Raw genomic sequence first — 18,912 nt, 5'->3', positions numbered from 1 at the left:
CTCGCAAGGGGTGCGCGAGATCACACGTGAGGGGAAGCCGGGTGGAGGTACTGCTCAGGCGACGGCGCTGATGCCGGCGCTGGCGGCGCGGCGCATGCGACGGCGGCGCTCGGAGGCGCGCTCGTCCTCGTTCAGACCGCCCCAGGTGCCGTACTTCTCCGGACGGGACAGCGCGTAGTCCAGGCACTCGGCGCGAACAGGGCACTGGGCGCAGATCGCCTTGGCCTTACGTTCACGGATGTCACGCTCGGGCTGACGCTCACCGTCGGGACCGAAGAAGAGCACGAGGTCCTCGCCCCGGCACGCGGCGTCATCCTGCCATCCCCAGCTGGGCCGAGGCCGGGCGGTCTGCCGACGTACCTGAGACATGAGAAAACCACCTTATAGTTGAGAGGTATTTCTGGTTGATGCCGCATTTGGACGCTTGTGGCGTCCCTGGATCCAACGCCTGGATTGGCCGTGATGTTCCCTCAAGTCAGGTCAGCGCGGACGTGGCGTACAGCACAGGGGTCAGCCTGTCCAGCGCTACCAGCCGGTAGGTAGTGATCGTATCGGCGCAAGCCGTACCACATGGCGTTGTCAGCGTCATGGGTTCAACCACTACCCGAAAACGAGCGCCACTACCGCGCACAAATGCCTCGGTGATGGCGCCGTCCGACCTGGAGGATTCCACGGCCACTCCGCCAACCGAGAGTTCACCCGTATGAATGCGGATGAAATGCTCAGCGGCCTGCAGTGGCTCAGGGATGCCTGCGCGTCCCCGGAAACGGTCAAGAATGATCTCGCCGGACCGGTACGCGTCGGCTGCCGCGATCGCAGCAGCCTGAGACATGCTGCCGTAGTAAAGCCCGTGTGGCAAGCACACGAGGTTGGCGGCGTATCGATCGCCGCCAACATGTGATGTTTCCCATACTGTGTCCGGCAATGATTTTGCCAAGGACCGAGCTAGGGGTAGTCCAATGCGGGCGCAGCACGCGTTGCGCTTGGCATGCGTGCAGACCAGAAAAACCGGCTCACTCACAAGTATGCAGGACTCCGGGACCACTCCGGCCACCACGCTGTCAAGGTCAAGATCGTCCGGACCTGCGAAGATGCCTTCGGCGATCCACGGCTTGGCGGCGGTGGAGTCGGCGACCATGACGTGAATGCCGGTTTCCACGGGGTTTCTGCGACCCGGGCGGCGAATCAGCTGGGGCCGGATGCCGAGCCGCGAGGCCCGTTTGATAAGAGTGTGAACGCCCTCGGGAAGTTTGCAGTCCTCAAGGTGGGAGGCCCAGGGGCCGGAGTGCTCGATCAGCAACCAGAAGCGGGCTCCGACGGTCGCGCTGGCATGGACGGGCAGTTCGCCGGTATGGCAGCCCCGGGGGTGCTCGCATCCCCTGCCCGCCATGTCCGCCATGCTCGCGCCGCCGCTCGTGATCACACTCTCTCCTCGCTCCGAGTTAGGCAAGACTAACCTAACGGTCGGATCAGGAGGGCGCAGGGGGAAAAGGATCATAGGCGGGTAAAAGCGCGCCGGCGGTGTCGGCGGTGTCAGTGGGCCAGTGCCGCGCGCGCCAGCGGGAGGGCGGCCTCGCGATCGGAGGGGACGAGGCCGATCCTGGTCCGCCGGTCGAGAAGGTCGTCCACGTCCAGGGCCCCCTCGTGCCTCACCGCCCAGACGAGCTCGGCCCCCGTGACCCCGGTCGGGCCGGCCTCGGCCAGCCAGGGCTCGCGGGCCATCAGCGCCCGCACGGCGCCCGCCTCGCTCCCGTACCGCTCCGCGAGCCGGTCCGCCCCCTTGCCGCTGCCGTCCGGCCGGACGGCCCCGACGAGGGGCAGGTTCGCGGTGCGGCTCCGACCCGCCTTGAGCCCGCCGAGCGACACGGCCCGGTCGACCGCGTCCTCGGCCATCCGCCGGTACGTGGTCAGCTTGCCGCCCACCACCGTCACCATCCCGTCCGGCGTGGCCAGTAGCGCGTGCTTCCTGGACAGGTCGGCGGTGTGGCCGTCGGCGGCGAGCAACGGCCGCAGCCCCGCGTAGGTGCCCGCGACGTCCGCACGCCGTACCGGCTCCTCAAGCACGGAGTTCAGGACGGCGAGCAGGAAGGTCACGTCCTCCTCCGGTGCCTGCGGGACATCCGGGACGGGACCGTCCACCGGCTCGTCGGTGAGGCCGACGTAGATCCGTCCGTCGGACTGGGGGAGCACCAGTGCGAACCGGTTGCTCTCGCCGGGGATCGGGATGTGCAGCCCCGCGGCCAGACCCGGCAGCGTCTCGGGTCGCAGCACCAGATGGGTGCCGCGCGAGGGGCGCATCCGGATGTCCGGGTGGAGCCCGGCGGCCCAGACCCCGGTGGCGTTGACCACCGTTCTGGCCCGGATCGTGAAGGTGTCCCCGCCGAGCTCGTCACGGACCAGCGCGCCCTCGCCGGACACCTCCAGCGCCCGGCAGCGCGTCAGCACCCTCGCCCCCCAGCGGGCGGCGGTCCTGGCCACGGAGACCACCAGGCGGGCGTCGTCGGTCAGCCGCCCGTCCCACGACAGCAGGGCGCCGCGCAGCCCGCGCGAACCCAGCGGAGAGGCGAGGGCGAGCGCCTGCTCGGCGGAGACGCGAAAGGGGCCGGGAAGGAGGTGGCGGGGCGTGCGCGCCGCGATCCGCAGCCCCTCGCCGAGCCGGTACCCGGTCATCACCAGCGCCGCCTGGCGGCGGGAGACCGCGGGGACCAGCGGCAGCAGGTAGGGCTGCGCCCTGACCAGGTGCGGCGCGGTACGGCCGAGCAGGTGGCCACGTTCCACCGCGCTCTCGTACGCCACCCCGACCTGCCCCCTGGCCAGATAGCGGAGCCCGCCATGGATCATCTTGGAACTCCACCTGGAGGTACCGAACGCCAGGTCGTGGGCGTCGATCGCGGCCACGGAGAGACCTCGGGAGGCCGCGTCGAGCGCCGCCCCGGCACCGGTCGCGCCCAGCCCCACCACCAGCACGTCCACCACGAGGTCGCGGACCTCGGCGAGCTCGCGGGCGCGGCGGGCGGCGTTGAGAGAGGATTTCACCGTCTTAGGTACCTTTCCAGGAGCGTGGCGAGCTCGGTGTCCAGATCGTCCCTGGTGAGCGGGTTCAGCATGGTGGGGCCGGAGAGCAGGAACGACTGGGCCGTCAGCAGCACGCCCCTGGCCAGCTTCACCGTGTCACCGGGGCGCACGGTGCCGAGGCCCTGTCCTGTGATGATCGCCGACTCGACGAGGTCCAGCATGGCCTCATGGCTTGAGCCCCGGCGATCCAGCAGGTAGGGCAGGAGCAGCTCGGGGTCGACCTCGACGATCTTCCGCCAGAGCGGGTGGTCGCGCAGCGCCCGCACCACCGCCACCGCCGCGGTGACCGGGTCCTCGGTGGCGAACCGGCCGGCGACGCGCACCCACTCGCGGGTCATCAGGTCGGCGACGAGACTGCGCATGTCGGGCCAGTGACGGTAGATCGTCATGCGCGACACCCCGGCCCGGCGGGCCACGTCGGTGAGCGTGGCTCGCCGCACCCCCACCGCGAGGACCACATCGCGGGCGGCGTCGAGGATCTGGTCGCCGCTCTCCGCGGCCGCGTTGTGACGGATAGACGTCATGTGTCACAGTGTAGGGGTGGAAAAACCGACAAGTGCCGCGGAACCCATGCTCTGGTCCGGCTGGGGAGATCCCGCCAAGGCCGCCGACCTGCCGGAACCGATTCGCAAGCTGCTCCACGAGATGCTGGGTGTGCGTCCGCCGCGGGACAGGGCCGCCGACTTCGGCGAGGTGCGCCTGCCCGCCGTGGCCCTGTCCCCGCTGGTTCTCACCGAGTTGCGCGGTGTCGTCGGCGCGGACCACGTGCGCTTCGACGACGACGCCCGCATCCGGCACACCCGCGGCAAGTCCACCCCCGATCTGCTGCGCATGCGCGCTGGAGACGGCTCCGACGCGCCCGACGCCGTGGTGCTGCCCGGCTCCCACGATGAGGTGCTGGCGGTGCTGGCGACCTGTGCCGCGCACCGGGTCGCGGTGGTCCCGTTCGGCGGCGGCACCTCCGTGGTCGGCGGCCTGGTCGTGATCAGGCAGGGCTTCGCCGGCGTCGTCGCGCTGGATCTGGTCCGGCTGAACCGGCTGGTCGCCGTCGACCGCGAGTCGATGGTCGCCGAGATGGAACCGGGGCTGCGCGCCCCGCAGGCCGAGCAGCTTCTGGCTGGGCACGGGCTCACCCTAGGACACTTCCCGCAGTCGTTCGAGTACGCCACGCTGGGTGGTTTCGCCGCCGCCCGCTCCAGCGGTCAGGCCTCGGCCGGCTACGGCCGCTTCGACGACATGGTCGTCGGCATGACCGTGGCGACCCCGCGGGGCACCCTCGACCTGGGCCGGGCGCCCGCCTCGGCCGCCGGGCCCGACCTGCGCCAGGTGATCCTCGGGTCGGAGGGGGCCTTCGGCGTGATCACCTCCCTGAGACTCCGCGTCCGGCCGGCGCCCGCCGAGCGCGTCTACGAGGGATGGCGGTTCGAGTCGTTCGCGGCGGGCTCGGCCGCGCTGCGGCGCCTGGCCCAGGAGGGCGCCGTGCCCACGGTGCTGCGCCTGTCCGACGAGACCGAGACGATGATCGGGCTGGCCAGGCCGAGCGAGATCGGTGCCCTGTCCGCAGGCGCGGGCTGCCTGGCCATCGCCGGGTACGAGGGTTTTTCGGAGGTGCCCGGCCTGAGGGAACGGGTCGCCGCCGTGGCGTCCGGGCTCGGTGGCGTCTACCTCGGCCCCGGCCCCGGCGAGTCGTGGGCCCACGGCCGCTACTCCGCGCCCTACCTGCGCGACTCACTGCTCGCCGCGGGGGCGACCGTCGAGACGCTGGAGACCGCCGGATTCTGGTCCAACCTTCCTCGCCTGTACGAGGCCGTGCGGCTCTCGCTGCACGCCTCGCTCGGCTCACCGTTGGTGATGTGCCACATCTCCCACGTGTACGGCACCGGCGCCTCCCTCTACTTCACGGTCGTCACGGCGCAGGCCGACGACCCCGTCGGGCAGTGGGAGGCGGCCAAGCGGTCGGTCAACGAGGCGATCGTCACGGCCGGAGGCACCATCTCGCACCACCACGGCGTCGGCCGCGATCACCGGGAGGCCCACGCGGTCGAGGTCGGCGATCTGGGCGTGGAGATCCTGCGCGGGATCAAGGATCGGCTCGACCCCGAGGGCATCCTCAACCCGGGCGTCCTGATCGCTCCGGAGAAGCCCGTCTCCTGAGGCCCGTCCTTCGCGGCCCGCCTTTCCGGCGGGTCTCCCGGAGGTCGCCTTCCGCCTTCCGCCTTCTGGCGGAGGGCGGGAACGAGGTCAACCGGCGACCGTCAGCTTCTCCATGGCCTCGCGGAGCGGCCCGGGGATCCCGGCGGGCCGCCGGGTCTCCCGGTCGACGAACACGTGGACGAAGTGGCCCTCGGCCACGACCGTCTCGCCGTCCTCGCGGAACAGCCCGAGTTCGTAGCGGACGCTGGAACGGCCCAGGTGCCCGATCCGCAGCCCGACCCGGATGGGTTCGGGGAAGGAGACCGACGCCTTGTAGACGCAGTGCGACTCGACACACAGGCCGATGGCGTCGCCGCCGTGGATGTCCAGGCCCGCGCTCCTGACCAGCCAGGTGTTGATCACGGTGTCCATCATCGAGTAGTGGACGGCGTTGTTGACGTGGCCGTAGACGTCGTTGTCCTTCCACCTGGTCGGAACGGTCTCCCAGTAGGCGTACACGGTGGAACTATATTCCAGAGGTCGGCGTGGGATGATCCGCCCTCCTGGCGGGCTCCCCATGGAGTCCCGGCGCGTCCATGGCGGGTTCCGGCGGAAAGGGGCGAGCGGGAGGGGAGTATCGGCTCGCCGCTGGAGCCGGGAGCCGTGGGCCTGCTGGCCAGGGGGCCGGAACGCGGCCGGGCCATCCTCGTCCACTTCGACGATTTCCGGTTCAGCCGCTTCTGATGTGAATCGCCCCCTTTATTGCCGACGATCCGGGTGCGACTCTTTAAGATCATTGCCAAGATATGGTCATGGTCGATGTCGGACGGGCGGCGCAGCGCGGGCGTGAGGTCTCCTCCCGGGTGTCCAAGGAGGGTGCGGGCTGGTCCTGCACGCGCAGAGGGAGCTTCGAGGACCTGCTGCCCAGCGAGAAGCCCTTCTCCTGGCTCGACGTGCGTACGGTCTGGCGCTCCAGGAACGAGGTCCTCGCGGCCCTGTTCGGAGATCCGTCGGGGCAGGTACGGGCGCGCTGGGTGGCGTCCCAGCGGGCCCGGGGCGCCGACCCCTCCTTCCGTATCCCGATGGACGTCGGCCCCGAGTTCTCCTTCCTGGTCCTCGGTGACACCGGGGAGGGCGACTCCTCGCAGTACGCCGTGGTGCCGGGCATGCTCAGGATCGGCGCGGACACCGCCTTCGCGGTCGTCGCCAGTGACGTGATCTACCCCACAGGCTCGGGGAACGAGTACGAGGACAAGTTCTTCCGCCCCTACCAGGACTACCGGGCGCCGATCTACGCGATCCCCGGCAACCACGACTGGTACGACGGGCTCGGCGGCTTCATGCGCGTCTTCTGTGACGCCCCGTCGCTGGAGGCGGAGAACGAGGGGTTCAAGCTTTCGCCCTCCGGGCTGCGCGGCCTGCTCTGGCGCAGGCCCGAGAAGATCGACGAGGCCCGGCTGGCCAGGGCGCGCGAGCGGCGGCCAGGACCCGAGCAACAGGCCGTGCAGCCGGCCCCCTACTGGGTGATGGAGACCCCCGGGCTGCTCATCGTCGGTGTGGACACCGGGATACGCGGCGACATCGACGCCGAGCAGGCCGGCTGGCTGCGCGAGGTCTCCCTCGACCCCCGGCCCAAGGTGCTGATCACCGGAAAGCCCATCTACACCCGCAACGACTACAAACCGTCGAAGCTGGCCGGGGGCGGCACCATCGACGACATCGTCACCGCCCCCGCGCACAACTACGTCGCGGCGATAGGCGGCGACGTGCACAACTACCAGCGCTTCCCGATCAAGGTCGGGGAGCGGACCATCCAGTACATCGTGGCGGGCGGCTCGGGGGCCTTCATGCACGCCACCCACACCATCCCCAGGGTCACCGTCGGCGGCCTGCACGAGGACGACTACCGGTGCTACCCGCTCCGCGGTGACTCGTTGTCCTTCTACAGCAGGCTCTACAGCGACCGGCTGCGCATGCGGTGGCTCTACCTCACCCCGGACGAGAGCGCGACGCTGATGTCCCGGCAGATCGGCAACACCCCGGTACGGGACGTCCCGGCCGTGCCGATCACCCGGCGGATGAGATGGGTGGCCCGGATCCTCGGCGGCTGGCCGATGCCGTTCCGGCTTCCGGTGGGCAGGGTGTTCCACCGCTACCTGTCGGAGCTGTCGGACTGGGACACCCCGCCGTTCTTCAAGAGCTTCCTGCACGTCTCGGTGACGCCCGAGGCCCTACGGATCCGCTGCTTCGCCGCCACCGGCTGCCTGCCGCAGGAGATCGAGCCCCCGCTTGAGGACGAGATCGTCATACCGCTCCTCTGACCCGGCCGGAATGTCGTATCGGCGTGGCACTGTTGGCGTATGAACGTGTCAGTCGCGGCCGCCCCCGGCGGTGGGGGCGTGCTGCGTGTGGACGGCGAGTCCGCCGTGGCCGTCGCCGATCTGGTCTCGGCGGTCCGCGAGCTGGAGGCCCGGCGGCCACGCTGGGTCTGGGCCGACACGCGGGAGGTCTACCCCGCGTTGCTCGCCGCCGGCGTGCGGCTGGCACGCTGCCACGACCTGGCGCTGACCGAGAGCCTGCTCCTGGCCCACGAGGAGCGGTTCGGCGAGCCCCGCTCGGCCAGGGCCGCCCACGCCAGGCTGCACGGGCTCCCCGTGCCGGACGACCATCAGGGGCCCCAGGCGCGGCAGGCCACCCTTTTCGAGGAGGAGGCGCCGGTGCCCGACGCGGACCTGGTCGCCGAGGTCCACGCCGACCAGCTGCGCCGCGTCGAGGCCACCGCGGACCCGCGGCGGTTCCGGCTGCTGGTCGCCGCGGAGTCGGCCGGGGCGCTGATCGCCGCGGAGATGGCCGCCGAGGGCATGCCCTGGCGCGAGGACGTGCACGACGAGCTGCTGACGGACCTGCTCGGCCCGCGCCCGGTGCACGGCATGCGGCCCGCCAAGCTCCAGGCCCTGGCCGACCAGGTGGCGGCGGCCTTCGGCACCCCGTTCAACCCCGACTCCCCGCAGCAGATCGTCAGGGCGTTCAAGGCGGCGGGCGTGCCCGTCTCCTCTACCAGGGCCCACGACATCAGGCAGGTCGACCACCCCGGTGTCGCGCCCCTGCTCGCCTACAAGGAGATGGCCAGGTTCTACAGCTTCCACGGCTGGGCCTGGGCCGACCAGTGGGTCCGAGACCACCGCTTCCGGCCGGAGTACGTGGTGGGCGGCGTGGTGACGGGCCGTTGGGCGACCAACGGCGGGGGCGCCCTGCAGATCCACAAGCTGATGCGCAAGGTCATCGTGGCCGACGACGGCTGGACACTGGTCGTCGCCGACGCGGCCCAGCTGGAGCCGCGGGTGCTGGCCGCGATGGCCGGGGACGGCGGCCTGGCCAGGGCGGCCGGGCAGATCGACCTCTACCAGGCGCTGGCACAGGCGTTCGGCGGCGAGCGCGACAACGCCAAGATCGCCATGCTGTCGGCGATGTACGGGGGCACCAGCGGAGACGCGCCCAAGTTGCTGGCCGTGATGCGGCAGCGCTTTCCCCGCGCCCACCAGTTCGTGGAGGACGCCGCCCGCGCGGGAGAGGAGGGCAAGGTGGTCCGTTCCTGGCTGGGCCGCACCTCGCCGCCGCCCTCGGCCGGCTGGCGAAAGCTGGTCTCGGGGCCCGAGGGAGGCCGTGCGGCCCGCGACCGCGGCCGGTTCACCAGGAACTTCGTGGTCCAGGCGACCGCGGCCGAGTGGGCGCTCGCACTGATGGCGGTGCTGCGCGGTCTGCTGCCCGACCCGGCCAGGCTGGTGTTCTTCCAGCACGATGAGGTGATGGTGCACTGCCCGGCCGAGCAGGCCGACGAGGTCGTCGCGGCGGTCGGCAGGGCGGCGGAGGAGGCGAGCCGGCTGCTGTTCGGATCGACTCCCGTCCGTTTCCCGATGCAGGCGGTCCCGGTGCGGTGCTACGCCGACGCCAAGTGAGGTCCGCCCGGCGGGCATGCCGGTGGAAGAACGGCTCGGAACCCCTGCTCAGGGCCTGCTCAGGGCCAGCCAGGCACCGGTGATCGTCACCATGCCCCCGACGGCCGCGCCGAGCACGCCGTACGACAGGCTGCCGACGATCACCCCGGCGGCCACCGTGCCGGTCGCGCCGCAGAGGTTCGTCAGCAGGTCCGACAGGCCCTGTACGGGGGTGCGGTGTGCCAGCGGCACCGCCTCGCTGAGCATCGCCGAGCCGGCGATCAGCCCGCAGGACCAGCCGAGGCCGAGCAGGATCAGCCCGGCGGTGATCCGGGTGACGTCGTGCGTCCCGGCCCCGCCGGTGAGGACGGCGGAGACCAGCAGCAGGCCCATCCCCAGCACCAGCACCGGTGTCCGTCCGGCCCGGTCGGCCAGCCAGCCGACCACGGGGGACAGTACGTACATTCCAGCGATGTGCAGGCTGATCACGATGCCGATGACCGTGTACGTCGAGCCGCCGTGGTCGAGGTGGACCGGGGTCATCGACATGATCGACACCATGGCGGTGTGGCTGACCGCGATCGCGGCCAGCGCGCGCCTCGCCAGGGGGGTCGTACGCAGCACCCGCCAGGCGGCGCGGAACGTGCCTACGCCCTTTTCCGAGGCCGCGGCAAGGGGCGAGTGGGGAGTAGGGTCAGGGCCGTGCGGCGTCGTGCTCTGCCGTCCCGGGTCCGGCCGCTCCCCGGGGGCGGGTGACGCGGCCTCCGGGACCGCGCCGTCCAGGGCGGTGTCGTCCGGGAGCGGGGACGCGGAGCGGGCCAGAAGCAGGGGGTCCGGGCGCAGGGCGAGGGTGATGACGCCGAGGGTGATCGCGAAGCTCAGCAGGGCGAGGGCGAACGGGCCGCTGCCCGCCGCCAGGCCGAGCCCGGCACTGAACCGTTCGGCGGGCCCCGCCAGGTTCGGGCCGGTGACCGCCCCGATGGTGGTGGCCCACACCACCAGCGACAGGTGCCGGGCCGAGTGCCCCGGCGCCGACAGGTCGGTCGCGGCGTAGCGGGAGGCCAGGTTGCCCGCGCTGGCCGCGCCGAACAGCACCAGCCCGGCCAGCAGCAGCGGCCATGAACCCATGGCGACGGCGAGCAGCGAGACCAGGCAGCCGAGCAGGGCGCACCCGTAGGCCAGGGTGAGCCCGGCCCGCCGGCCACCCCGGTCGGACGATCTGGCGGTGGGCAGTGCCAGCAGCGCGGCGCCCAGCACCGTCGCGGTCCCGGCCAGCCCGCTGAGCGTGGTGGAGCCGGAGAGCTCCTTCACGGTCACCGAACTGAAGGTGAGTCCCACGGCGACGCCGATCCCGCCGCTGATCTGGGCGGTGGAAAGGACGGCGAGCGTCCGCCGCCGCACCGTGGCGATCCGCGCACCGTCGTCACTGCGGGCACCGGAGATGTCGGGGGGCGTGGTGTCGGCGGTCATGAGTGAAGTCTGTCATCACTCATGACCGGGCCGGGAAGCCGTCTCGCGGGCGGGCTCAGTCGGCGGAGGTGAAGGTGGCGAAGAAGGTGCCCAGGATCTCCGAGTTCTTCTCCCAGTCGAGATCCTGCACCCGGAAAGTGATCTGGTAGGCGGTCTGGCCGTTGACGGCGACGTAGCGCGTCAGCCCGTGCATCGGAACGCCGTTGGGCTGGACGTAGGTGTACTCCCAATCCGCGGCCTTCCAGGTGCGATAGTTCACCAACGTCACGCCTACCTCGGTGTATTCGTCCAGGCCCTTCTTGCTCGCCTTGCCGAGTGCCGTCACCGGGTCCTCGACCGGTACCTCGACGACGACGATGTTCTGCCCGCCGCCCTTGGGCCCGGAGAAGGTGACGGTTCCCTTGGAGTCGGCCTTCACGTTCCAGTCGCCGGGCACCGCGCCGGAGACCCCGGCGGCGCTCGCCAGCTTGAAGCCGTCGGGGATCTCCTCGTCGGTCCCGGAGGACCTCCCCGGGTCGGCGGGTGCGGATATCGCCGCCGAGGGGCCCGTGGAGTTCGCGGTGCCGGAGTCGTCGCCGGGCAGGAAGACGATGAGCCCGGCGACCACGATGGCCAGCACGCCGCCCCCGCCGAGCATCAGCAGACGGCTGTCGGGGCGGCTGCCGCGCGACCGGCCGCCCTCGCGCTCCGGGGCGCGGCGCGCGCCCGAGCGTGTCCCGGCCCTGCCGGGTGAGGTCAGGGCCCGGGAGCTCCGTACGGGGCCGGTGGGGGACTGCTCCTGCGGGGCCGGGGCGGGCCCCGGGGTTGGCCAGGGTGCGGCCCCGCTCCGCCCATCGCGTGGCGGGACGCCGGGGAGGTCGCCGGAGAAGCTGCTCAACGCGTCGAACGGGTTGCCGTCAGCTCCGGTCGCCGGGATGCGCAGCGCGTCGTACCCGCGCTGGTGCCCGCCGGTCTGCGGGGACCTGGGAGCCGAGGAGTGCCCAGGGAGGGAGAGCAGGTCCGCGCGGTGGCCTCCGCTCGGGCCGGCGAGTGCGTCGTAGGGGAGCGGGTGACCGCCCGAGGAGTCGGTGGCGGGGTCGTAGGGCACCCGGATCGGGCCGGAGGGCGTCTCGATGATCCGGGAGGGCATCGGCCCCGACGGCACGTCCAGCGGGGGCATCAGGTGCATCGGCATGGAGTCGCCGGGGACCGGCATCGACGAGGGCGACGGGCTGGGCGTGCGGTTCGGGGTGCTGGAGCCGTGGCTGCGCAGCACCCGGTCCAGTAGATCCGACACCTGGGCGGCGCTCATCCGGTCGGCGGGGTTCTTGCGGAGCAGGCCCTCGATGACGGTGATCAGGGCGCCGGCCCGCTGGGGGCGGTTGGGCTCCTGGGTGAGGATCGCGCCGAGCACGGCCACCGCGTCAGGACCCTCGTAGGGGGGCCGGCCCTCGACCGCCGCGTAGAGCGTGGCACCGAAGGACCACAGGTCGGAGGATTGAGTGACCTGCTGGCCCGACAGCCGCTCCGGCGGGATGTAGGCGGGGGAGCCCATCAGCAGGCCGGTCTGGGTGATCGTGACGTCGCCCTCTATCGCGGCGATGCCGAAGTCGGTGAGCACCACCCTGTCGGAGGTCAGCAGCACGTTGCCGGGTTTGACGTCGCGGTGCATGATTCCGGCGGCGTGGGCGTGGCGGAGCGCGTCGAGCACCCGGACGCCGATCTCGGCGGCCTGGACCACCGGCAGCGGTCCGCTCTGCCGTACGGCCTGCTCAAGCGACCAGGCGCGGACCAGTTCCATCACGATCCAGGGGCGGCCGTCCTCCTCGACGACATCATGGACCGTGACGATGCCGGGGTGGCTGAGCCGGGCCGCCGAGCGGGCCTCGCGGAGCATCCGCCGGTGCGCACCCTGCTTACCTGCGTGGTCGAGCCCGTAGGGGAGGATCAGCTCCTTGACCGCGACGTCCCGGTCGAGCAGGACGTCGTGGGCGTGCCACACCATGCCCATCCCGCCACGGCCCACCGGTGACACCAGGCGGTAGCGCCTGCCCACCAGCCTGCCCTGGCCCTCCGGTGTGGCTCCGGCGAAATCGCCACCCTCAGGCCCCTGGGGGTTTCTCCCGAGCAAGCGATCGGTCATCGTACCCCGTTCCCCACAACCAGCCCTTTTTGTTAAGGCTGGACACGATATCGGGATGTCATTCGGTAACGGAAGTTGGCACACGGAGAAAGCGCGTGACGGCATTTGTCAGTGATCGGTGTTCTTCGGATCACTGAACCGGTGTCCGCGCTCTGACGTCGCCGAATGCTACCGGCGAGCGGGTGAATTGTCAGCTTCGCCCGTTCCTAATAGCCGACGGATCACTAAACCGATCCGTTTCCATGATCGGCCGCCTCGGCCAGCGCGGTCAACGCCGTGGTGAAAGCCGAGGCTGGCGGGCTGACCAGACCCGCGCCGACCTGTCCGGTCCCCGCGACCCGGCCGGCGATACCGGTGTTCACGGTGGGCAGCAGGCCCGTCCTGGCGACCAGCGTGACATCGACGCCGACCGGCGTGCCCCGGAAGTCCAGCCCCGGGATCTGGTAGGCGGGATGCTCGGCCAGGGTGATCTCGTACATGGAGCGGGTGGCCGCCATCGCGTCCGAGACGTCGCCGCCGACGAACCGGACGATCGCCGGGGCCGCGGCCATCGCGAAGCCCCCCAGGCCGGCCGTCTCAGTGATCGTGGAGTCGCCGATGTCGGGATTGGCGTCGTCCGGACCGTACGCGCCGAGGTAGAGACCGTCCGGCACGCCCGCGGGGCCGGTGAACCAGCGGTCGCCCAGCCCGGAGACCTGGACCCCGAAGTCCGTGCCGTTGCGTGCCATCGCGACGACCATCGTGGAGCCGGGGATGTTCCTCGCGGCGTCCGCGCTGACCTTGCACGCGGCCATGCCCGCGTTGAGGAAGAAGTGGTCGTTGCCGTTGATGAAGCGGAGCACCTCGGCGGCGTGGCCGGGGGCGGCCTCCACCACCTCGGGAGCCAGTTCGCGGACCAGCAGCGAGGTGGCGGCGCGGTTGCGGTTGTGCAACTCGTCGCCCATCTGCAGGGACTGCGCGGTCAGCGCCCGCAGGTCCAGCGGACCGCTCCGCTCCAGGGTGGCCTGGAGCGCGGGGCCGAGCACCTCGGCCATCCAGCGCAGTCGCCTCAGCACCTCCGGGCCGTACGCGCCGTAGCGCAGCACCTTGCCCAGCCCTTCGTTGAGCGAGCAGTAGGCGGTACCGCCGTGTTCGGCGTCATGAACCTCGAACATCCACATCGACCGGGTGACCACGCCCGCCATCGGCCCGACGGTCCGGTGGTGGTGGCAGGAGTCCAGCCGTGCCTGCCCGCGGGCCAGCCGTTCCTCGGCGTCGGCGGCGTCGGTGGCCAGCCCCTCCAACAGCATCGCCCCGATGAGCGCGCCCCGCATCGGACCCGATGCCCGTTCCCACTCGATCGGCGGCCCCGCGTGCAGGAACGTGCCCCTCGGCAGGTCGAGCACCTCGTGCGCGGGCCGCACCCCGACGAGCTGCGGCCGGGCGGAGACCAGGCGGCCCACGGCCGTCTCGTTGGCGCGGCCCCTGCGCGGGTCGGCCAGCACCCGGGCCAGGTCGGCCTCGGTGCCGGGCATCGGCGGGCGCCAGTCCACCCGCGTCCGGGGGACGGCCTGGAGGTCCAGCGCCTCGCCGAGCACGTCGGCCCCCACCGTGATCACTTCCGGCTCGCCGGAAAGCATGGTCAGCGTCATGCGTCAACTCCTGAACGAAGAGCGGTGACGTCCGGAGGGAGGGAGGCCGATCCCCGGCGTCCGACGGCGGTCAACGAGCGATCCCGGCGACGACCTCGGCGGCGTGTCCCGCGGCTTGGGCGTTGGAGGTGAACACCGCGGCGCCCGCCGCGTTCAGGGCCTCGGCCTGCGCGTTCAGTCCCTGCGGGTCGCCCTCGGAGCCGACCAGCGCGACGACCACCGTGACACCTCGTGCGGCGGCCCCGGCGATCGCGGGCGCGAGCGTCGCGGCGGGATCGGGGTCGGCGCCGTGGCCGAGGACCACGTCGAGCAGGACGACCTCGCCCGGCGGCACCTCGGCCAGGGCCTCCAGGCGGAGCGTCGGGTCGATCATCGGGTGGGCCCGGCCGACCGTGTAGGCGTCGTCGCCGAAGTCGGTGAACTCCCCGCTCCCGGTGATCAGCCGCGCCTCCACGCAGAGCGTCCCACCCGAGTAGATGCCGCGCAGACCTCCCGCGTGCTCCCGCGCCGTGCCGGGGGCGGGCCAGGACGGCCAGGCGGGGACCGGGGCGCCGAGGGCGCGCAGGGCGGTCTCGGTCGCCACGGTCAGATCGTCCTGGCCAGGGCCGAGCAGGGCGGTCACGACCGGAGTGCCGAGCTTCGCGACGGTCTCGGCGACGGCCCGCGCGACCTCGGGTGCGGGAGGCTTGGAGATCAGGACGATCAGCTCGGTCGCGGGGTCGGCGTCGAGGGCCTCCAGGGCGCGCAGGGTGGACAGCCCGCCCACGTCCGCGGACAGGTCACGGCCGCCCACGCCCAGCACGTGGGAGACTCCCACTCCCGCGTGGTCCAGCAGACAGGCCACCTGCTGCGCACCGGTCCCCGAGGCGGCCACCAGGCCGACCGGGCCGGGCCGCAGGACGTTCGCGAATCCGAGACCGGCCCCGCCGATCACCGCGGTGCCACAGTCCGGACCCATGACCAGCACACCGAGTTCGGTGGCGCGTCGCTTGAGCAGTACCTCCTGCTCGACCGGCACGTTGTCACTGAAGATCATCACAGACAGGCCGGCCTCGACCGCGTCCAGTGCCTCGGCGAACGCGTACGGCCCGGGTACCGAGACCAGGGCCAGTGTGGCGGCGCGCTCGCGGGCCGCGGCACGGACCGTGTGCGGGGGGTGCTCGACGGCGGCGCCGCCGGCCGGCGTGGCGGAGAGTCCCGCCAGCAACCCGTCCAGTTCCGCGAGGGCGGCCTCCAGAGTGTCCGCCCCGCCGCCGCGCAGCGCGATCAGCAGGTCGGCGGGGCCGGCCTTGGGGAGGTCGAAACCCAGCTCGGCGGCGATCCCGAGGTTGAGTTCCGTGGCCATCGCCACCACCGCGACCTCCACACCGGGCAGCGCGGACGCCGTCCGGCTGACCCGCATCAGGCTCACGGAGTCGTGGTAGACCCCGGTGCGCACCCGGACCACATCAGTGCTCAATTGCCCCTGCCTTCCAGATCGATCACCGCCGCGAGCCCGATGCGCAGCCCCCACGCCAGGTCGGCCCCCGAGGTGTGGCCCAGCTGGAGCAGGCGGTGCAGCGCCGGCTCCAGGGACTGCCGCCCCGCCAGGCCCCGCAGCACGGCCAGGACCTCGCCGCTGGCCTCGCCCCTGGCGGCACAGTGCAACAGCGCCGCCGAGATGGGGGTGGTCCTGCCCCGTACGTCGAAGGTGACGGCGGCGGCCAGCCAGTCGGCCAGCCAGACGGCACGATCGGCCCCCGTCGCGCCGCCGAAGTGGCGCAGCGCGACCAGCAGTCCCGCGAGCACGTCGTCGCCGCTCGGGGTGAGCCCGGGGCCCAGACCGACCAGCTGCTCGGCGGCCACGACGCTTTTCAGCAGCGAGCCCTCGGCGCACCCCTGGGCCAGCAGGCCGGCGGCGCCGTTGCCCTCCAGCCCCGGCCGCCTCGAAGACCGCTCGCACAGTCCGGCCATCGCGGGCAGCGAGCGGACCAGCTCCGCCACCTTCACGATGCCGAGCGGCGGGGCCGGGTTCCACCAGCGGTGGGCCCGCAGGCTGAGCCGCCCGACGTCGATCGAGCCGTCACCGACGCACGCCTCGTCACCCACCGCGACCTGAGGCATCGGGTCGGTGACCACCATGGCGTTGGGCAGGCGAGTGGCCTGCCCGGTCACCACCGCGATGACCTGCGGTTCCAACTCGGTGCGTATCTCAAGGTAGACGCCGGCGGGGAAGGCCGCCAGCACCCGCGCCGGGCGGCGGGGCGCCTCCAGCACCCGGCGCAGGGTTGTGCTGGCCGCGCCGGTCCCATGTGTCCGCACGTGCACGCGCCGCGCTCTCGGGCGCGTTCCAACGCTCATGAGCGCTCCTCTGTAGCAGGCCCCGTGGGTGTGAAGGTGCTCTCTCCAGCGGTTCGCTCGCTCACGGACTCCCCCATCCATTGAGCCGTACGGTAGAACGGGCGTGGAGGCAGGCCGTACGGATAAAGGTGCCAACAGTCAGCCCAAAGGTTGGCTCTTCCTGACAGACGGGTCTATCGGTCACAATCGCCTCATGGAACCTCCCGTACGGCCGGCGAGCACCGGAACGATCATTCACGGAGTCGCCGTCGGAGAGGTCCTCGGCGTCTCGACGCTCGCGGGAGCCCGGCTGATCGCGGGAGAGCGGGGCCTGGACCGGGTGGTGCAGCGGCTCAACGTGATGGAGGTGCCCGACGTCCTGGCCTGGGTCAAGCCGCACGAGCTGCTGCTCACCACCGGCTACCCGCTGCGCAACACCCCCCAGTCGCTCGGCAGACTGGTGGCCGACCTCGACGAGCGCGGCCTGGCCGCGCTGGCCATCAAGCTCGGCCGCTACCTCGACGAGCTGCCGGAGGAGATGGTGGAGCAGGCCGACCGGCTGGGCTTCCCGCTGATTCAGCTTCCCGACGACGTCGGTTTCGACGACATCCTCAACCAGGTGCTGACCGACATCCTCAACCGTCAGGCCGTCGTGCTGGCCAGGGCGGAGGAGGCGCACCGGGCGCTGGTCCAGGTCGTGCTCGCCGGGGGCGGGCTGCGCGAGGTGACGGCCGAGGTGGCGGGGCTGCTCGACGTGGGCGTGGCGGTGCTGGACGGGACGGGCCACGTGCTGGCCTCGGCCGGGCCCGCCGAGCACGTGGCCGCGCTGCGCGGCGCCCCCGACTCCCGCCACACCTCGGTGCCGGTGGTGGCGGGTGGGCACCACCACGGCAGGATCGTCGCCTGCGGCCCCGTCGGCTCGATCGGTGACAGCGATGTCGGCATTCTGGAACGTGCCGCCACGGTCGCCGCGCTGGTGGTGACCCGGCAGGAGGCGGTCAACGCCGTCGAGAGCAAGTACCGCGCCGACTTCCTGCGCGACGTGCTCACCGGCAGAGCGGGAGGCTCCGAGCGGGTCTCCTCCCGGGCCAGGGCCTTCGGGTGGGACCTGCAGCGCCCGGTCACCGTGCTGGTGGCCGAGCTCGACCCGGAGGGCGACGAGCGCGCCGCCCAGGACCGGCTGGTCACCTGCTGGACCGGTGCGATGCGCCGCCACGACGCGCGCGGTGCGGTGGCGGGCTTCTCCCATGAGGTCGTCACCATCGTGGACGCGGCGGTCGACGCGGGTCGCCTGGCCAAGGACGCCGCCGCGGCCTTCGCCGAGTGCCTGCCCGCCACCTTCTCCACCGGTGCCAGCCGTATCGCCGTCGGTGCCGAGGCGCTACCCGAGGCGTACGGCCAGGCGCTGAAGGCCGCGCGGGTGGGCCGCCAGCTCCACGGCAACGGCGCGGTCGCGCACTTCGACCAGCTCGGCGTCTACCGGCTGCTCTCGCTGGTCAACGACACCGCCGAGCTGCACGCCTTCGTCCGTGAGACGCTCGGCTCGCTCGCCTCCGACGACGACGCCGAGAACGCCGACCTGCGCCGCACCCTGCAGGTGCTGCTGGAGACCAACCTCAACGTGGCCGAGACGGCACGCAGGCTGCACTTCCACTACAACACGCTCCGCTACCGGATCGGCAAGCTGGAGCGCATGCTGGGAGGTTTCACCGAGGACGCCCACCTGCGGCTGAACCTCACCCTGGCCCTGCACGTCCTGCGGATGAGGGGGATCTGAGACCGGTGCTCCGGGTCCTGGGGGCGCGCGGGACCTAAGCTGTTCGACGTGAACGAGACCTTCGAGCTGGAGACCGACTACATCCCGCTCTGTGACCTGCTCAAGTACTGCGGTGTCACCGAGACGGGCGGCCAGGCCAAGCACTTCATCGCCGACGGCAACGTGCTGGTGGACGGGGAGGTCGAGCTCCGCAAGACCTGCAAGATCCGCAACGGCCAGGTGGTGACCGGCGACGGCTTCGAGATCCGGGTGGTCGCCGCCGGAACCTGATCCCGACACCGGCCTAGCCCGGCTCCGCGACGCTCCGTCCGCCCGCGGCCGTTCTTACGGTCACGACGGACCGCCCGCGCGGCCGACTATGTCACATACCTATATCTTTCACCGTCCCCCGCGCCCTTCACCGGGCGTTCTCGCTGGTGGTGCGCGAGGCATTAACTGGTCGGCCGCTCA

General features: G+C 71.8%; 15 protein-coding genes. 5 read left to right on the top strand and 10 right to left on the bottom strand.

Going from position 1 to position 18,912, the window contains the following annotated elements:
- Positions 1-54: 54 nt before the first annotated feature.
- The 4 genes from IG98_RS0121105 to IG98_RS0121090 all read right to left on the bottom strand — a co-directional run bounded on the left by IG98_RS0121105 (position 55) and on the right by IG98_RS0121090 (position 3,599).
- Positions 55-369 carry a WhiB family transcriptional regulator gene (locus tag IG98_RS0121105; RefSeq protein ID WP_012893126.1) on the bottom strand — a complete coding sequence of 105 codons (315 nt, stop codon included), beginning with the start codon at positions 367-369 and terminating at the stop codon, positions 55-57.
- Positions 370-475: 106 nt separating this feature from the next.
- Positions 476-1,423, bottom strand: a complete 948-nt coding sequence (locus IG98_RS0121100) for a ferredoxin family protein (protein ID WP_245651649.1) — start codon at positions 1,421-1,423, stop codon at positions 476-478.
- 110 nt (positions 1,424-1,533) lie between these two features.
- Positions 1,534-3,036 (bottom strand): glycerol-3-phosphate dehydrogenase/oxidase, encoded by a 1,503-nt coding sequence (locus tag IG98_RS0121095; RefSeq protein WP_030914595.1) that lies wholly within the window; start codon positions 3,034-3,036, stop codon positions 1,534-1,536.
- Positions 3,033-3,599, bottom strand: coding sequence for a TetR/AcrR family transcriptional regulator (locus IG98_RS0121090; protein WP_030914592.1), 567 nt, complete (start codon positions 3,597-3,599; stop codon positions 3,033-3,035). The genes IG98_RS0121095 and IG98_RS0121090 overlap by 4 nt, the downstream gene beginning before the upstream one ends.
- Before the next feature lie 46 nt (positions 3,600-3,645).
- Here IG98_RS0121090 and IG98_RS0121085 point away from each other — a divergent pair, with 46 nt between their 5' ends.
- Entirely contained in the window at positions 3,646-5,229 is a 1,584-nt protein-coding gene (locus tag IG98_RS0121085; protein WP_030914589.1) for an FAD-binding oxidoreductase, read from the top strand.
- Positions 5,230-5,316: 87 nt separating this feature from the next.
- Here the strand turns inward: IG98_RS0121085 and IG98_RS0121080 are convergent, their stop codons facing one another.
- Positions 5,317-5,727 carry an acyl-CoA thioesterase gene (locus IG98_RS0121080; RefSeq protein WP_030914586.1) on the bottom strand — a complete coding sequence of 137 codons (411 nt, stop codon included), beginning with the start codon at positions 5,725-5,727 and terminating at the stop codon, positions 5,317-5,319.
- Positions 5,728-6,020: 293 nt separating this feature from the next.
- Between IG98_RS0121080 and IG98_RS0121070 the strand changes: the two genes are divergently transcribed.
- Positions 6,021-7,529, top strand: a complete 1,509-nt coding sequence (locus tag IG98_RS0121070) for a metallophosphoesterase family protein (RefSeq protein WP_051752593.1) — start codon at positions 6,021-6,023, stop codon at positions 7,527-7,529.
- 39 nt (positions 7,530-7,568) lie between these two features.
- Positions 7,569-9,164, top strand: coding sequence for a bifunctional 3'-5' exonuclease/DNA polymerase (locus IG98_RS0121065; protein WP_030914578.1), 1,596 nt, complete (start codon positions 7,569-7,571; stop codon positions 9,162-9,164).
- A gap of 48 nt (positions 9,165-9,212) precedes the next feature.
- On the opposite strand, the gene IG98_RS0121060 is transcribed toward IG98_RS0121065, so the two are convergent.
- The 5 genes from IG98_RS0121060 to IG98_RS0121040 form a co-directional block, all read right to left on the bottom strand.
- Positions 9,213-10,613, bottom strand: coding sequence for an MFS transporter (locus tag IG98_RS0121060; RefSeq protein ID WP_030914574.1), 1,401 nt, complete (start codon positions 10,611-10,613; stop codon positions 9,213-9,215).
- Positions 10,614-10,668: 55 nt separating this feature from the next.
- The gene (locus IG98_RS50670) at positions 10,669-12,735 is read right to left on the bottom strand and encodes a serine/threonine-protein kinase (RefSeq protein ID WP_030914571.1); all 2,067 of its coding nucleotides are present in this window, start codon (positions 12,733-12,735) and stop codon (positions 10,669-10,671) included.
- Between the two features lie 224 nt (positions 12,736-12,959).
- On the bottom strand, positions 12,960-14,366 hold the full coding sequence (locus IG98_RS0121050; RefSeq protein ID WP_030914569.1) for a YlbE family protein: 1,407 nt from the start codon (positions 14,364-14,366) through the stop codon (positions 12,960-12,962).
- A gap of 70 nt (positions 14,367-14,436) precedes the next feature.
- Complete coding sequence (locus IG98_RS0121045; RefSeq protein WP_030914565.1) at positions 14,437-15,825, bottom strand: AllF/FdrA family protein; 1,389 nt, start codon at positions 15,823-15,825, stop codon at positions 14,437-14,439.
- Positions 15,822-16,706 (bottom strand): oxamate carbamoyltransferase subunit AllH family protein, encoded by an 885-nt coding sequence (locus IG98_RS0121040; protein WP_030914560.1) that lies wholly within the window; start codon positions 16,704-16,706, stop codon positions 15,822-15,824. Before IG98_RS0121040 ends, IG98_RS0121045 begins: the two co-directional genes overlap by 4 nt.
- 193 nt (positions 16,707-16,899) lie before the next feature.
- On the opposite strand from IG98_RS0121040, the gene IG98_RS0121035 reads away from it, so the two are divergent.
- Positions 16,900-18,462, top strand: a complete 1,563-nt coding sequence (locus IG98_RS0121035; RefSeq protein WP_030914559.1) for a PucR family transcriptional regulator — start codon at positions 16,900-16,902, stop codon at positions 18,460-18,462.
- Positions 18,463-18,510: 48 nt separating this feature from the next.
- Complete coding sequence (locus IG98_RS0121030; RefSeq protein WP_030914556.1) at positions 18,511-18,732, top strand: RNA-binding S4 domain-containing protein; 222 nt, start codon at positions 18,511-18,513, stop codon at positions 18,730-18,732.
- Positions 18,733-18,912: the final 180 nt, after the last annotated feature.

It is taken from the genome of Streptosporangium amethystogenes (assembly GCF_000721075.1).
GTDB classification, from domain to species: domain Bacteria; phylum Actinomycetota; class Actinomycetes; order Streptosporangiales; family Streptosporangiaceae; genus Streptosporangium; species Streptosporangium amethystogenes.
Note: the sequence above shows the minus strand (reverse complement) of the source record. Positions and strands in the feature narration are given on the sequence as shown.

Excerpts from the sequence above, each read along its gene's own strand:
- IG98_RS0121105 (WP_012893126.1), bottom strand. The coding sequence starts at position 369 with ATGTCTCAGGTACGTCGGCAGACCGCCCGGCCTCGGCCCAGCTGGGGA.
- IG98_RS0121090 (WP_030914592.1), bottom strand. The coding sequence starts at position 3,599 with ATGACGTCTATCCGTCACAACGCGGCCGCGGAGAGCGGCGACCAGATC.
- IG98_RS0121085 (WP_030914589.1), top strand. The coding sequence starts at position 3,646 with ATGCTCTGGTCCGGCTGGGGAGATCCCGCCAAGGCCGCCGACCTGCCG.
- IG98_RS0121070 (WP_051752593.1), top strand. The coding sequence starts at position 6,021 with ATGGTCGATGTCGGACGGGCGGCGCAGCGCGGGCGTGAGGTCTCCTCC.
- IG98_RS0121065 (WP_030914578.1), top strand. The coding sequence starts at position 7,569 with ATGAACGTGTCAGTCGCGGCCGCCCCCGGCGGTGGGGGCGTGCTGCGT.
- IG98_RS0121060 (WP_030914574.1), bottom strand. The coding sequence starts at position 10,613 with ATGACCGCCGACACCACGCCCCCCGACATCTCCGGTGCCCGCAGTGAC.
- IG98_RS50670 (WP_030914571.1), bottom strand. The coding sequence starts at position 12,735 with ATGACCGATCGCTTGCTCGGGAGAAACCCCCAGGGGCCTGAGGGTGGC.
- IG98_RS0121050 (WP_030914569.1), bottom strand. The coding sequence starts at position 14,366 with ATGACGCTGACCATGCTTTCCGGCGAGCCGGAAGTGATCACGGTGGGG.
- IG98_RS0121040 (WP_030914560.1), bottom strand. The coding sequence starts at position 16,706 with ATGAGCGTTGGAACGCGCCCGAGAGCGCGGCGCGTGCACGTGCGGACA.
- IG98_RS0121035 (WP_030914559.1), top strand. The coding sequence starts at position 16,900 with ATGGAACCTCCCGTACGGCCGGCGAGCACCGGAACGATCATTCACGGA.